The sequence below is a fragment of the Nocardia jejuensis NBRC 103114 genome (assembly GCF_001613145.1).
In the GTDB taxonomy this organism is placed as follows: Bacteria; Actinomycetota; Actinomycetes; order Mycobacteriales; family Mycobacteriaceae; genus Nocardia; species Nocardia jejuensis.
Genome location: NZ_BDBU01000021.1, coordinates 83717 through 97432 on the forward strand (window position 1 = coordinate 83717; position 13716 = coordinate 97432).

General features: G+C 67.8%; 15 protein-coding genes. 10 read left to right on the plus strand and 5 right to left on the minus strand.

Annotated features, from left to right (window positions below; genetic code table 11):
* Position 1: 1 nt before the first annotated feature.
* Complete coding sequence (locus NJ1_RS17070) at positions 2 to 1249, minus strand: AI-2E family transporter (RefSeq protein ID WP_067694921.1); 1248 nt, start codon at positions 1247 to 1249, stop codon at positions 2 to 4.
* Positions 1250 to 1422: 173 nt separating this feature from the next.
* Between NJ1_RS17070 and NJ1_RS17075 the strand changes: the two genes are divergently transcribed.
* From NJ1_RS17075 to NJ1_RS17085, 3 genes are all read left to right on the plus strand, one after another.
* The gene (locus tag NJ1_RS17075; RefSeq protein ID WP_067695127.1) at positions 1423 to 2940 is read left to right on the plus strand and encodes an adenylate/guanylate cyclase domain-containing protein; all 1518 of its coding nucleotides are present in this window, start codon (positions 1423 to 1425) and stop codon (positions 2938 to 2940) included.
* 4 nt (positions 2941 to 2944) lie between these two features.
* Complete coding sequence (locus NJ1_RS17080; RefSeq protein WP_067694924.1) at positions 2945 to 4081, plus strand: lysylphosphatidylglycerol synthase transmembrane domain-containing protein; 1137 nt, start codon at positions 2945 to 2947, stop codon at positions 4079 to 4081.
* A gap of 103 nt (positions 4082 to 4184) precedes the next feature.
* On the plus strand, positions 4185 to 4562 hold the full coding sequence (locus tag NJ1_RS17085; RefSeq protein WP_067694927.1) for a DUF3054 domain-containing protein: 378 nt from the start codon (positions 4185 to 4187) through the stop codon (positions 4560 to 4562).
* Between the two features lie 3 nt (positions 4563 to 4565).
* Here NJ1_RS17085 and NJ1_RS17090 read toward each other — a convergent pair whose 3' ends face one another.
* The gene (locus NJ1_RS17090; RefSeq protein WP_067695128.1) at positions 4566 to 6242 is read right to left on the minus strand and encodes an NTF2-like N-terminal transpeptidase domain-containing protein; all 1677 of its coding nucleotides are present in this window, start codon (positions 6240 to 6242) and stop codon (positions 4566 to 4568) included.
* Positions 6243 to 6569: 327 nt separating this feature from the next.
* Here NJ1_RS17090 and abmR point away from each other — a divergent pair, with 327 nt between their 5' ends.
* Both abmR and aroQ read left to right on the plus strand, forming a co-directional pair.
* Positions 6570 to 7199 carry an ATP-binding transcription factor AbmR gene (gene abmR / locus NJ1_RS17095; RefSeq protein WP_067695129.1) on the plus strand — a complete coding sequence of 210 codons (630 nt, stop codon included), beginning with the start codon at positions 6570 to 6572 and terminating at the stop codon, positions 7197 to 7199.
* A 55-nt stretch (positions 7200 to 7254) separates the two neighbouring features.
* The gene (aroQ, locus tag NJ1_RS17100) at positions 7255 to 7713 is read left to right on the plus strand and encodes a type II 3-dehydroquinate dehydratase (protein ID WP_067694930.1); all 459 of its coding nucleotides are present in this window, start codon (positions 7255 to 7257) and stop codon (positions 7711 to 7713) included.
* 62 nt (positions 7714 to 7775) lie between these two features.
* Here the strand turns inward: aroQ and NJ1_RS17105 are convergent, their stop codons facing one another.
* Positions 7776 to 8657: an NAD(P)-dependent oxidoreductase gene (locus NJ1_RS17105; RefSeq protein ID WP_067694934.1), complete on the minus strand. Its 882-nt coding sequence runs from the start codon at positions 8655 to 8657 to the stop codon at positions 7776 to 7778.
* Between the two features lie 174 nt (positions 8658 to 8831).
* On the opposite strand from NJ1_RS17105, the gene NJ1_RS17110 reads away from it, so the two are divergent.
* Positions 8832 to 9173, plus strand: coding sequence for a winged helix-turn-helix transcriptional regulator (locus tag NJ1_RS17110; RefSeq protein WP_067695131.1), 342 nt, complete (start codon positions 8832 to 8834; stop codon positions 9171 to 9173).
* Positions 9174 to 9272: 99 nt separating this feature from the next.
* Here the strand turns inward: NJ1_RS17110 and NJ1_RS17115 are convergent, their stop codons facing one another.
* Complete coding sequence (locus tag NJ1_RS17115; protein ID WP_067694937.1) at positions 9273 to 10397, minus strand: glycerate kinase; 1125 nt, start codon at positions 10395 to 10397, stop codon at positions 9273 to 9275.
* A gap of 229 nt (positions 10398 to 10626) precedes the next feature.
* Here NJ1_RS17115 and NJ1_RS17120 point away from each other — a divergent pair, with 229 nt between their 5' ends.
* On the plus strand, positions 10627 to 10959 hold the full coding sequence (locus NJ1_RS17120; RefSeq protein ID WP_067694939.1) for a GNAT family N-acetyltransferase: 333 nt from the start codon (positions 10627 to 10629) through the stop codon (positions 10957 to 10959).
* Positions 10960 to 10965: 6 nt separating this feature from the next.
* On the opposite strand, the gene NJ1_RS17125 is transcribed toward NJ1_RS17120, so the two are convergent.
* Positions 10966 to 11727, minus strand: coding sequence for a lysophospholipid acyltransferase family protein (locus NJ1_RS17125; RefSeq protein WP_067694942.1), 762 nt, complete (start codon positions 11725 to 11727; stop codon positions 10966 to 10968).
* An 86-nt stretch (positions 11728 to 11813) separates the two neighbouring features.
* Between NJ1_RS17125 and NJ1_RS17130 the strand changes: the two genes are divergently transcribed.
* From NJ1_RS17130 to NJ1_RS17140, 3 genes are all read left to right on the plus strand, one after another.
* Positions 11814 to 12428 carry a YqgE/AlgH family protein gene (locus NJ1_RS17130; RefSeq protein WP_067695138.1) on the plus strand — a complete coding sequence of 205 codons (615 nt, stop codon included), beginning with the start codon at positions 11814 to 11816 and terminating at the stop codon, positions 12426 to 12428.
* A gap of 61 nt (positions 12429 to 12489) precedes the next feature.
* Complete coding sequence (locus NJ1_RS17135; protein ID WP_067694945.1) at positions 12490 to 12996, plus strand: sigma-70 family RNA polymerase sigma factor; 507 nt, start codon at positions 12490 to 12492, stop codon at positions 12994 to 12996.
* A complete protein-coding gene (locus NJ1_RS17140; protein ID WP_067694948.1) occupies positions 12993 to 13706 on the plus strand; it encodes a zf-HC2 domain-containing protein in 714 nt (237 codons plus the stop codon). Before NJ1_RS17135 ends, NJ1_RS17140 begins: the two co-directional genes overlap by 4 nt.
* Positions 13707 to 13716 lie beyond the last annotated feature (10 nt).

A 13716-nucleotide genomic window follows, 5' to 3' on the forward strand; every position in this document is an offset into this window, starting at 1 on the left:
ATCAGTCGGCGGTGTCACCGGCGGGCTTCGCGATGTCGGGCGGATCGCCGCTCTCGTTGCGGTACAGCTCCACCCGGTGCGGGACCGGCACCTCGAACCTGTCCGGGTCCGGATCGCGGTCCGGTTCGGCGCTGTACATGGGTTTGTCCGGATCTCCGGTGTTCAGATCCTCGTACAGCTCCTCGGGTGAATCCGCGAGCAGCGAACGAACAGCGGTATTGAGCACGGCCACGAACGGGACCGCGAGCAGACCGCCCGCGATTCCGGCCAGCACCACACCGACCGCGATGGCCAGCACCACGGCCAGCGGATGGATGCGCACCGCGCGCCCCATCAGGAGTGGTTGCAGCACATGCCCTTCCAGCTGCATGACCGCGACGGTGATGCCCAGCACGATGAGCGCGGTGACGAAACCCTTGGTCATGAGCGCGATGAACACCGCGACCGATCCGGCCAGGAAGGAGCCGATGATCGGGATGAACGCGCCGATGAACACCAGCGAGGCCAGCGGCAGTGCCAGCGGCACATTGAGGATGGCCAGGCCCGCGCCGATGCCGATGGCGTCCACGCCCGCGACCAGCACGGTGGCGCGCACGAATCCGGTCAGCGTTCCGAAGCCCAGACGCCCTGCGGTGCGCACCTTCTCGCGCTGCGGGGTCGGGACGATCCGGGTGATGAAGGTCCAGATCTGATCCCCGCCGTAGAGGAAGAAGATGAGGATGAACAGGGTCAGGAACGTCCCGGTGAAGAACTCGCCGATCACGGTGGCGGTGGTGAGCGCGCCGCTGGTGAGCGAGTCCTGATTCGATTCGACGGTCTTGAGGATATTGTCGCCCGCGGTGCGGATCTGTTCGGTGCTCAGGTGCAGCGGCCCGTTGATCAGCCAGTCCTGGATCTTGTGGACGCTGTCCTTGAACTCGTCGGACAGTTGCGGCACGCCGACCACGAACTGTTCCACGACGAAGGTCATGATTCCGGCGAGCAGTCCGAGCGAACCCATCAGCGCGACGAACACGCCCAGGGACCGGGGCACCCCGAGTCGCTGCATCATGTCCACCAGCGGCGCGAGCAGCGCGGCGCCAAGCAGCGCGATGGACAGCGGAATGGTGACGGTGGACAGCCGATGCGCCAGCCAGGCCACCGCGAGCACGGCGGCCAGGATGATGAGCAGCCGCCATGACCATTCGGAGGCTCTGCGCACGAACGGATGTACCGACGCGGCATCGGCATTCGAACCCGGCCGGCGCACCCCGTCCGATTTGCCGGATTGTGCAGACGTTGCCTGGACCTCGCTCACGCTGCGAGCCTACTGGCTCCGGCCCACATTGCCGGGTTCTCCACATGCGCGCAGTTCCAGCGCGAGAGCCGAGTGCAGCTAGATTGGTGATCGTGTCAGCGCCCTTGGAAGCGGTCAAACAGACCATGCGAACCCGCTGGCCGCTGTACCTCGCATCGATGCTCGCGGCCAACGCGTTCGGTGCTGTCCTGGTGTGGGCGTTCATCCAGTACGGGTTGCCCGTTCCGGAAGGTGGCACGAGTGCGACACGGCAGACCGGGCTGCTGATTCCGGCACTGGTCTTCGCCGTCGGCGGCGTGCTGAGCGTGACCTCCTCGGCGCTCATGCTGCGGCCGGTCATGCGCTGGCAATTGCGCGGCGGCCCGCCCAGTCGTCAGGAACAGATGGCCGCGCTGCACGCTCCGCTGCGGCAGGCGATCCTGCACCTGGTGCTGTGGCTGGTGGGCGGCGCGGTGCTGGCCTCGCTGATCATCGTGCGCGATCGACAGCTGGCCGCGGCGGTGATCGTCACCGAATGCATGGCCGCCACCATCGTTTTCGGCTTCACCTACATGCTGGGCGAGCGAATTCTGCGACCGGTCGCCGCCGAGGCGCTGACCATGGGCGCGTTCGACCACTCCCTGACCCCGGGTGTCGGCACCCGGATGGCCATGACCTGGGGCATGGGCACCTTCGCCCCGACGATTGCCATCGTGCTGCTGTGCGTCACGCAGATTTCCTCGCGAGTGCAATTTTCCGCGCAGTCGCTGGCGGTCTCGATTCTGCTGCTCTGCGGTGTGGTGATCATGCAGGCACTGGCTCTTTCCATGCTCACCGGTTCGAGTATTTCCGATCCGATTCGCCAGCTCAGCCAGGCCATCGACCGGGTGCAGGAAGGCGCCCGGGATGTTCAGGTGGAAGTTTTCGACGGTTCGGAAATCGGCCTGCTGCAGGTCGGCTTCAACCGAATGATGGGGGAAGCCGCCAAACGCCGTGAACTCCAGGAATTGTTCGGCCAGCACGTCGGTGAGGATGTTGCCCGGCGAGCGCTGGACTACGGCACCGAACTCGGTGGTGAAACCCGATTCGTCGCGGTGTTGTTCGTGGATATGGTGGGTTCCACCGCGACCGCGGCGGAACGCCCGCCGACCGAGGTCGTCAACCTGCTCAACGAGTTCTTCCGCGTCGTGGTCGATGTGATCGACCGGCATCACGGCCTGATCAACAAATTCATGGGTGATGCCGCCCTGGCCATCTTCGGTGCGCCGCTGGACCGCCCCGACGCACCGACCGCGGCCCTGGCCGCCGCCCGTGAGCTGCGCGAAGCCCTGCGCGAGGTGCAGGGGCTGGATATCGGCATCGGCGTCTCGGCCGGGCTCGCGGTGGCCGGCAATATCGGTGCGGCGAATCGTTTCGAATACACCGTGATCGGCGACCCGGTCAACGAGGCTTCACGTCTGACCGAACTCGCGAAAGATCGTCCCGAACGCGTATTGACATCGTCGAGCGCTCTGTATTTCGCGGACCGTTCCGAACAGTTCCATTGGGTGACCGGTGAAGATGTCCAGCTCCGCGGCCGTCGGCGGAAAACCCGTCTGGCCTGGCCCAAGGAAAGTATGGGCCCTGCGGATGAAGACGAGGGCACAATCGGTTCGTTAGGCTGACGACGTGACGGCCCATGGTGACCTGGCCGGCGAACCAGCGCCGCCCGCGGAGAACGCGCGCCGCGGCAGGTTCTGGTGGGCCAAATGGGTTATCGGAGTCGCGCTCGTGGCGCTGCTGATTTCCGAAGGCGCATATCTCTATCCGCGACTGCACGAATCCTGGCAGAACCTCACCGAAATCCATTGGGGATGGGTGGTGGCCGCGGTCTGGATGCAGGCGATTTCCATGAGCGGATACGGCCGCATCCAGAAACAACTGCTGCACGCCGGCGGCGTGGAGGTCAGCCAGCGCAAGTCGGTGTCGGTGGTCTACGGCTCGACCGGAATGGCGCTGACGCTGCCCGCGGGGCAGGTCTTCTCGACCGCCTTCACCTATCGGCAGATGCGACGGTGGGGCGCGGCGCCGATCCTGGCGTCCTGGCAGCTGGTGATGTCCGGCGTGGTCGCGGCCGCCGGACTGGCGGTGCTCGGCGTGGTCGGCGCGATGCTGGCCGGGGACCGGATCGGCCCGACCAAGGTGATCCTGTGGCTGGGCGCGGTGGTCCTGCTGATCTGGGCGTTCAATTTCATCTCCCGCCACCCCGGCGGCATCGAGGGCGTGCTGCGGCGAATCCTGCAGCTGGTCAACCGGATTCGGCACCGGCCCGCCGATGAGGGCATGGGCAAGGTCGCCGAGATCCTGGGCCAGCTCGAGTCGGTGGACCTGGGCAGACGCGACGGCGCGCTGGTCGCGATGTGGGCCGTGGTGCACCGCATGTCCGATGTGGCCTGCCTGGGTTTCGCCTGCTACGCGGTCGGGGCCGAGCCGCGGATCGCGGGGCTCATGCTGGTCTTCGCGGCCGGAAAGGCCGTGGGCACCATTCCTCTGGCGCCGGGCGGCATCGTCTACGTGGACGCGACGCTCATCTACTCGCTGACCGCGGTGGCCGGACTGCCCGCGGCGCAGGCCGTGGCCGCCGCGTTCCTCTACCGGCTGGTCAGCTTCATCCTGGTGGCGATCGTGGGCTGGATCGTGTTCCTGTTCCTGTTCCGCAAGCCGCACGCCGAGGACGCGGGGTACGAGCAGGAGTTCGAGCAGCAGCGCGGCATACCGCTGGTGCGCCCCAATCCCCCACCAGCCCAGGAGAATCCGGGCGTCTGACCCGCGCCCATGCGCCGGTGAATCCTCATCCGGGTTCTCCGCGGTGAAGCCCGACGGGTGTCCCGGCACGAGCGCTCGGGCCGCGCGCATTTAAAGTGTGCGCGTGAAGAAACTGGTTCCGTTCGTCGTCGATGCCGTGCTCGTGATCGTGTTCTGCGCGATCGGGCGCCGCAGCCACGACGAGGCCGTCGCGGTGGGACTGCTGCGCACGGTGTGGCCGTTCGCCACCGGACTGGTAGTGGGCTGGGTGATCGCCGTCGCGGTCGCCGCCGGGCGCGAGGGCGCCAGTGCCGCAAAGCGTTTCGATGGCCGCAGACTCCGCCCGACCGGTGTGATCATCTGGCTTTCCACCCTGATCGGCGGCATGCTGCTGCGCGCGGTCAGCGGTCAGGGCGTGGCCCTGAGCTTCGTCATCGTCGCCGCGACCGTGCTGGCGCTGTTCCTGCTCGGCTGGCGCGTGGCCATGAAGGCGCTGCGCTGACCGCTAGTCCGGGGTCGCGAGCGCCTGCAGCAGTCGCGCCGCCATCCGGGCCGTCATATCGGCGCTGTCCACGTCGTCGATGTGAATGGCGAAGGCCAGGTCACCCATGGTGGCGACGAGCCAGCCGTTCGGCCCCGCCGTCGCGGCGAAGGCCTGCACACCCTGATACCGGTTGAGACCGGCCAACTCCGGAGCCGCCGCACCGTCACGCAGCATCGTGCGCAGCCGGTCGGTGACCTCGGGCGTGAGCGCGGGCAGTTCGGCCTCGGTGGTGGCGGGCTGACCGATCGCGATCATCGGCTTGGGCACCGAACCGTTGGCGATGCCGGCCGCGGCGATGGCCATGCCCCAGGGGCTGGCCAGCAGCGAGTCGGCCGCATTGCCGCGGCTCACGTTCTCCGCGCCGTTCTTGCCGGTGGGCAGGCGCCCGGTGGTCTCGTCGAGGCCGGGCACCTTGAAGTCCATCCCGATCCCGAGCGCGTTGGCCGCCTCGCCGGCATCGCTGACCGAGACGTCCTGCGGGGCCTTGTTCTTGGCGACCGCGGCCATGTTCTTGAACAGCTCGATCATGCCGCCGACCGGATAGAGCCCGGTGAAGGCGACCGATCCGTGCGCACTGGCCTGACTGTTCTGCGCGACCGCGACGAGCGCGCCCGAGGACGGCTGGATGGCCACGATCGAGGCGGGCGAACCGACGCTCACCACGGCGTCCTCGGCGGCACGCTGCAGACGCTGATCCATGGTCGCGGCGATATCGGGTCCGGGCGGGCCCTGTTCGCCGACGAGCTGGGTGACCATGCTGCCGTCGGGCTCGAACAGCTGCACGCCCCAGCCGGAATGCTTCTCGCGGTTGTCCTGCCACACCTTGGTGAGCGAATCCAGCATGGGTGACCACACGCGGCGGTCGGTGGAGATGAGCCGCGGCTGCTTCTCCATGACGACACCGGGAATCGAGGCCATGCGCGGTTCGAGGATGTTGAAGTCGCCGTCGCGCAGATTCACCGCGACGACGGGTTTGCCCTGGGAGGCCGACACCTGTTGCATCAGTGCCGCTCCGGTGATGAGCGGGGCGACCGGTTCGATGGCGTCAGCGAGCGCGTTGGCGGACCCGACCTGATCACCGGTCTTCGTCGGATCGAGCTTGATGACATTGATGGTCTGCTCGGCCATGAGCGGGGCGCCCACGATGTCGTTGACACCCGGCGACGGAACGGCGTAGGTGCGCACCAGTTTCGCGGTGCGCTTGGAGTCGAGCTGCGGCATGATGATCGACGGATCCCAGGAGATGCGCCAGCCGACACTGAGTTTGCGCACGGTGCCCTGCAGGTCGTACTTCCAGTTGCGGTTCTCGCCGAAGTTCCAGGCGGCGGTCATGCTGAAGAGTCCGGTGGTGCCGTCCAGCCCGATGTACTGGGCCAGGTCGTAATCGGGCTTACCCGGATCGAGTCCGCTGAAAACTTGCTTCAGCGTTGCCGAAGCACCACTCGGGTACGACGTCAGTCCCGCTGCGCCGTCGTAGTCCTTTTTGTCGAGCAGTGCGGCAAACCGTTCCACGACTGCTTCCGCGCCCGTCGTCCGTTCCCGAAAAGTGCATGACCCCATCGCGATCGCGATGGCGATGACGCCCGCGAGCACGATGGCGCCGCGTATCCGGAAGCGGCGGGATCCCCACACATCCATATCGCCCACTCTTCACTCTTGCCACATCAGCAACAGGACCACGGTACCGCGTGCGGAAGCCCCGCGGTCTCACCTTTCCACCAGGCGTGTTCGTACTCCGCACCACCATAGTGCCGATTTTGGTCGAGAGGGACCAGTTACATGATCACCGGTCGGTTACGGAGCCGGCGCGTTCGCGTCGTTCCGTACCGAGTAGTTCGCACTGGTGACACCCCGTGGACCGGTTCATCCCAACCCCGTTCTCCCAGAGCGCAATCCCGCTGCGAAGAATCGACGTAATCTTGTAATCAGCATTACAACTCCATGCAGTGAGCGAGAGTGACCAATATGAGACACGGACATCGCGGACACGGATTCGGGCGTCCGGGCGGCTGGCAACAAGCTGATCTTCCGGACCCCGCAGACGCCGCCGACTGGTTCGCTGGCAGATTGCCAGCCGACTGGTTCACGGGTCCCGCAACCCTCGAAATCGATCGCGACGAAATCGTCGTGCTCGGCGAACTTCCCCTCCCCGCTACCGAACCCGGCGAGTCCGGCGAGTCCGGCAAAGACCCGGCTCCGGCCGATTCGAGCCCGCCCGGCGCACCGGACGGCGTTTCCCGCGCCACCGTCGAAGGGCTCATCGCCCGCTTCCGGGAATCCACCCGGCCCGCCCGCATGCAGATCGCCCAGGAGGCCCAGGGCCGCTACGGCCGCACTGTGGCCTGGGGCGTACTGGTCGGCGGCGAGCGAATCATGTTCACCCACCTGGCGGTTCCGGTCATGACGCGACTGCGCCAGCCCGAGCGCAAGGTGCTGGACACCCTCGTCGATGCCGGGGTCGCCCGGTCCCGCTCCGACGCGCTCGCCTGGACGGTGAAGCTGGCCGGCCAGCACGCCGAGGAGTGGCTGGAGGAATTGCGTTCCGCAATGCGCAAAGTCGACGACCTGCGCTCCGAGGGCCCGGCCGGGCTCTGAATCTCCGGCGCACACGCACACACCGAACACCCGGACCGGCGGATACAGTGACCCCATGGCTGAACCCGCCGGTCCGATCCTCGTGCTCAACGGTCCGAACCTGAACATGCTCGGCACCCGCCAGCCCGAGGTGTACGGCTCCGACACCCTCGACGACGTGGTGGAGCTGTGCCGTAAGACCGCGGCGCGCTTCGATCGAGAGGTCGTGGCGTTCCAGTCCAATCACGAAGGCGCGCTGATCGACCGCATCCACGCGGCGCGCGGCGCCGAGTCCGGGATCGTCATCAATCCGGGCGGTCTCACCCATACCTCGGTGGCGTTGCGCGACGCGCTGGTCATCCCCGAGGTGCCGATCGTCGAGGTGCACATCAGCAATGTGCATGCCCGCGAGGAGTTCCGGCACCACTCCTACGTGTCCCCGATCGCCACGGCCGTGATCGCCGGGATGGGCATCCAGGGCTACGCCGCCGCGATCGAATTCCTGTGCCTGCGCACCCTGCCGGGAACCGTCTGAACGACAACCGGATCGGGCCGCGCCACCGGAGAATTCCGGCGGCGCGGCCCGAGAAGGCGTACTCACTTCGCGGGTGATCCATCCCGCAGGAGTTCGAAGGGCGAGACCGCGCGGCCCGCGTCCGCGCTGGCGGCGACCGCTTTGCGCCAATACTCCTGTGCCGTCCGCGAGAAGGTGGCGTCCACTCCGACCTCCGCGCTGGCGTCGATGATGTGCTGCGCACCGGCGTCCATCATCTTCAGGCTCGCCACATCGGCCCAGCCGCCGTTCTGGTTCGCCACCGAGAATTCCTGCATGAAGTGGGGGAACGCGGCGCTCGAGCGCACCGCGAACGGCACGAACCGAGCGATATCGTGCCCGGACTTCGCGATCATCGCCGTCGCCTGGTCGAAGGCCAGCAGCCAGGGATGGAAGATGGTGAGCAGGCCCTGGTAGAAGACCTGTGCCAGACCGTCATCCGCGCCCAGGTACTCCTGGGGGCTGAGCGGGAGCAGCAGTCGCGCGTGCTCGTCGAAGACCTCGCGCGGCCCGCTGTAGAAGATGTACGAGGCCGGATGCTCGATATCGTCGCCCGCCGACATGACGCCGCCGGAGAGGAATTCCGCGCCGTGCGAGCGCACCCAGGCCGCGCCCTCGCGCGCTTTCCCCGGGGAATCGGAGGACAGGTTCGCGATCACCTTGCCGCGCAGCCGATCGGTGACCGGCCCGAGCACGTCGTACATGGCGGCGTAGTGGGTGAGGCTGAGCACCGCGACCTCGTTGGCGTCCAGCGCCTCGGCGACCGTGGCGGCTCGGGTCGCACCGAGTTCGGCCATGGCCTCGGCCTTCTCGGGGCTGCGGTTCCAGACGGTCACCTCGACGCCGGCCTTCAGGAACGACCTGACCATCGCCTGCCCCATCGGGCCGAGCCCGATGACGGTGACGGATTTCTGCTGCTGAGACATGGTGTGCCCTTCGAATCGTGCGTGGTCGGTGTCGGCGCCGGATTCGATCGTGGCCGGGCCCGGCAGCGGCGGGAAGACCGCACGTTCGAGTGGGGTTGCTTACCTGGAGGTTCGAAATCTGGTCAGGAGGACGCGGTGGGACTCGAGGGTGACGCGGTTCACGAGGTGTGCGGCATGTCCGTCGCCGTCGACGTGGTGGGCGGGAAGTGGAAGCTGCACCTGATGTGGGTGCTCAGCGAGGGCCCACAGCGGTTCGGGCGGATCCGCCGGATGCTGGACGGGGTGAGCGAGAAGGTGCTCGCGGAGAACCTCCGGCAGCTCGAGGCGCACGGCGTGGTCCATCGCGAGATCTATCCGGAAATCCCTCCGCGCGTGGAGTACTCGCTCACCCTGCTGGGTGAGGAACTGGCGCTCGCCCTGCGGCCGCTCGAGGCCTGGGGCGACAGACACAAGCACCAGTTACTCGGCCACCCGACCACACCGGCCCCCGCGACGCTGGTCGATCAGGTCCGATAGGGCGGCGGATACAGGTGTTCGTAGTCAGGTCGGTTGGCCTCGCCCTGATTACCGGCGAGCGGATCATGGCGGCCTACCTCGTATTTCGGTCTCCGTGCGTCAGGGGTTGATGTGCTCCCCGGCGAGGCGTTCGCCGATTCGCTCGAGCAGCGCGGCGGCCTCGGCCATGCTGCGGTCCGGATCGGGTTCGAGATCGGACAGGGCGTAGGCCGACTCGAATCCTGCCGAGCGCAGTTCCTCGGGCGTCAGTTGCAGGCGCCCCGCGACCGCGACCACCGGAATGCCCGCGCCGCGTGCGGCATTCGCGACACCCGTGGGCGCCTTGCCGTTGAGGCTCTGCGCGTCCAGCGACCCCTCACCGGTCACGACCAGATCCGCGCCGCTCAGCTGGGCCGGGAAATCGACGAGTTCGAGCACGACCTCGATGCCGGGGCGCGGCACCGCGCCGAGCACCGCCATCGCCGCGAAACCGGTGCCGCCCGCCGCGCCCGCGCCGGGCTTGTCCGCCCAGGCCTGGCCGAGCAGACCCGCCCAATTCGTCAGGGCCGCTTCCAGAGTGGCGACCTCGCCGGGCCCGGCCCCCTTCTGCGGCGCGTAGACCGCCGCCGCGCCGTTGGGTCCGAGCAGCGGGTTGTCCACATCGCCGGCCAGGGTGATGCGGGTGTCCGCCAGGGCCGGGTGCAGGCGGTTGTGGTCCATCCAGTTCACGTCGCCGAGCAGTACTCGCCCGGCCGGGAATTCGCGATCGAGCTCGTCGTAGAAGCGGAATCCGAGGGCCTGCAGCATGCCGACGCCGCCGTCGGTGGAGGCGCTGCCACCGAGGCCGAGCACGATCTCACGCAGGCCCCGGTTCAGGGCGTGGGCGATCACGACGCCCACGCCGTAGGTGTTTGCGCCCAGCGGATCCAATTGTCCACCGGGCAGTTTCGCGAGGCCGACGACGGCGGCGAGTTCGATGACGGCGGTGTTCTCGCGCACCGCGTAGGCGGTGGGTCCGGATATGCCGGTCGGGCCGGGGGCCTCGAGGTCCACCCTTTCCCAGCCGGCGGCCAGGAAGGCGTCGACGGTGCCGTCACCACCGTCGGCGACCGGCAGTTGCCGGATCTCGATGTCGGGTGCGGCACGGCCGATTCCCGCGGCGAGCGCGGCGGCCACCTGCGCGGCGGTCAGCGATCCCTTGAACTTGTCGGGGGCGAGAATCACTCGATGAGGGCGGTCGGTCACCTACACAGTCTGGGTCCTGTGGTTACGGAAAGTCCGTCGGGGAGCGGTTGTCCGGCTCACACCGCCGTGGCGCGGCATGACACCGCGGCCGTGGCGCGGCATGTCACCAGCGGCCGCGCCGCAGCATGGCACCTGCGGCCGCGCCGCGACATGACAATTGCGACACGCCGAGGTGCACGATCGTCAATACGGACAAATAGGCGCGGGCGAAAAGGCTAGCGTCGAACCCATGCCGAGTGAGCCGAACGAGTCGATCGAGGTCAGCAAGAACGTCGCACTGGATCGCTTCGAGCTGTACATCGACGGGCAACTGGCCGGTGTCGCGTCCTACCAGGACACCGCCAACGAACGCGCCTTCGTGCACACCGAGATCTACCCGCAGTTCGAGGGACTCGGCTACGGTCGCAAGCTCGTTCAAGGCGCGCTCGACCGAACCCGCAACGAGGGCTTCGGAATTCTGCCGATGTGCCCCATGGTGCACCACTTCGTGGAAGCGCGGCCCGAGTACCTGGCGCTGGTCCCGCAGTGGTCGCGCCAGCGGCTCAACCTGCCGCAGCAGTAGCGCCGATCAGTACGCGGCGACCGCTCCCGTCAGCGCCGTCTGCAGTTCGTCGCGCACGATGCGGGTGACCTCGGCGGGCTTGGTCGGCAGTTCCCCCACCGGGACGCCGAAGTAGAAGGACGCCGACTTGGCCTGCTCCTTGGTCGGTTCCACCGTGGGATCCGCGCGCGGCCCGTAGCTCAGCCCCAGGCTGACCAGCACCGGATCCGCGCCGAGCTTCTTGGCCCGGAAGGCGATGTGCCCGATGCCGGTTCCGACCTGCTGCACCTGCGCGGGATCCACAAGATTGCAGGTGCCCTCCGGGAACACCGCCACCCCGTCGCCGCGCGCCATGCGTTCGGCACATACATCGATCATGCGCTGACCTGCGGCGTTCACCGCGCGTAGGCCGTGGTCCTTGCCGCGGAACACCGGAATGCCGCCCATCATGTCGATGCGCCGGCGCTGCTTGTCCTCGACGAAGAGTTCGTCCTTGGCCAGCACCCGGGTCCGGCCGATGACCGGCCGCAATACGCTGCCCCAGGCCGTCGCCGCGACCGTGTACGGATCCAGCTGCGAGAGATGGTTGATCGAGATGAGCAGTGGACGTCCCTGGGCGATGAACGCACGCAGCCGTTCCCGGGCTCCGGGCGCGTACGAGATGCGCGGCCGGTAGCCCCTGCTCAGCAACCAGTAGGCGGCCTTGGCCTGAATCGGATTCTGCCGGTGATCGCGGTAGAAGTCGTAGACGGCATCGCTGTTCTCGAGGATCACCTCGGGACGTTCCATGTCGTCACCCTAGCCGCGTGCGGCGTAAATGCGCAGGGCTCGAAGTTGGCACCGCAAATCCCCTGCGACGGTGCGATGATGGCGTGGTGGCGCGCGCAGAGGATCACGGCGACCGTTCTCGTCGCGAGTTCCGGAACGAGGACCAGGTGATACGTCCTGGCACTTTGCTGGTGTCCGCGATCGATCTCGAGGAACCGGCTTTCCGGCGGACCGTCGTCTACATCTTCGAGCACAACGACGCGGGCAGCCTGGGCCTGGTCCTGAACCGGCCCAGCGAGACGGCGGTGCACGACGTCCTGCCGAACTGGTCGGAGCTGGCGGCCGCGCCGCGTGCGCTGTACATCGGCGGTCCGGTGGGCCGCGACACCGCGCGCTGTCTCGCGGTCGTGAAAACGGGCACCTCCTTCGCGGGAGTCGCCGGCCTGCGGCGGGTGGACGGTCGGGTGGCCCTGGTGGATCTGGACTCCGATCCGGATGCGATCGCGCCACTGGTCGAAGGCGTCCGGGTATTCGCCGGTTATTCCGGCTGGACCTTCGGCCAGTTGGAGGGCGAGCTCGATCGCGGCGACTGGATAGTCCTGTCCGCGCTGCCCAGCGACCCGCTCGCGGGTCGAGTCGATCTGTGGGCGCATGTTCTGCGTCGCCAGCCCCTTCCCTTGTCTCTGCTGGCCACGCATCCGATCGAACTGAATCGCAACTAGAATCGTGGATCCGGTATGGCCGATCACACGCAGGCAGTTCGCACCCGTCGAATAGCGGGCGATGACTGACGACCAGGCGGCACTGCTGCGGGTTCTCTACGAGGAGCACGCGGCGGCGCTGTGGCGGTACACGTACGGCCTGGTGGGAGATCCGGGCCGCGCCGAGGACATCGTGCAGGAAACCCTGCTGCGCGCCTGGCAGCGGCCGAACATCCTGGATCAGTCCACGACCTCGGCGCGGGCCTGGCTCTTCACGGTGGCCCGTAACCTGGCAGTGGACGAGCATCGCAGCGCGCGCAGCCGCCGCGAGTTCCGCACCGATCATCCACCGGAGCAGTCCGAGCCCGACAAGACCGATCGGGCGCTGGACGGCTGGCTGGTCGCGGACGCGCTGGCCCGGCTGAGCATCGATCACCGCGATGTGATCGTGCGGGCCTACTACCGCGGGCTCTCCACACATCAGATCTCCGAGGAATTGGAGATCCCGGAAGGCACGGTCAAATCCCGTATGCACTACGGCATGCGGGCATTGCGCTTGGTGCTGCAGGAAATGGGGGTGACGAGATGACCGCGGGCAACGAGCTCTGCGACGGCTACACGACCTGGGACGGGGCCTACGTGCTCGGCGCTCTCGCCCGGGAGGACCGCAGGGAGTACGAGGAGCATCTGGCCGGATGCGAGGAGTGCCGCGTCGCGGTCGGCAAGCTGGCCGGACTGCCCGGGCTGCTGGCCATGGTCGATCCGGAGACCGCGCTTTCCCTTGCCGCGGAACCGGATCCGCCCTCCGCGGTGCCCCCGCCGCCGGAACAGCTGCTGCCTCGCCTGGCCGAACAGGCCCGGAAGCGACGGCGGCGGGGGCGAGTGTGGTCCGTCGGCGGGGCGGTGGCGGCCGCCGCGGCGGCGGTCCTGATCGCGGTGCCGGTGACGGCCTCGCTCGCCGGGCAGAACAGCACCACGATCCAGCAGGTGGTGGCCGAGGGCCCGCTGCAACCGCAGGTCGACACCCCGATCGTGGCCACCTTCAAGGTGCTGGCGGTGAACGGTCAGACGCGCGTGGACATGATCTGCACGTACCCGCCCAACGGCGAGCTGTACGCCTGGCAGCTGTCGCTGTGGGTGGTGCGCGAGGACGGCACCCAGTCCAAACTCGCGGAGTGGACGGCCAAACCGGGTCAGGAGTTCACCCCGGACGGCACCACCTCCGTCGACGCGGCACAGCTGACCTCTGTGCAGGTCCGAAATTCCGCGGGCAAGGTACTGCTCTCGGCCGGTCTGTGACCGCCCGACC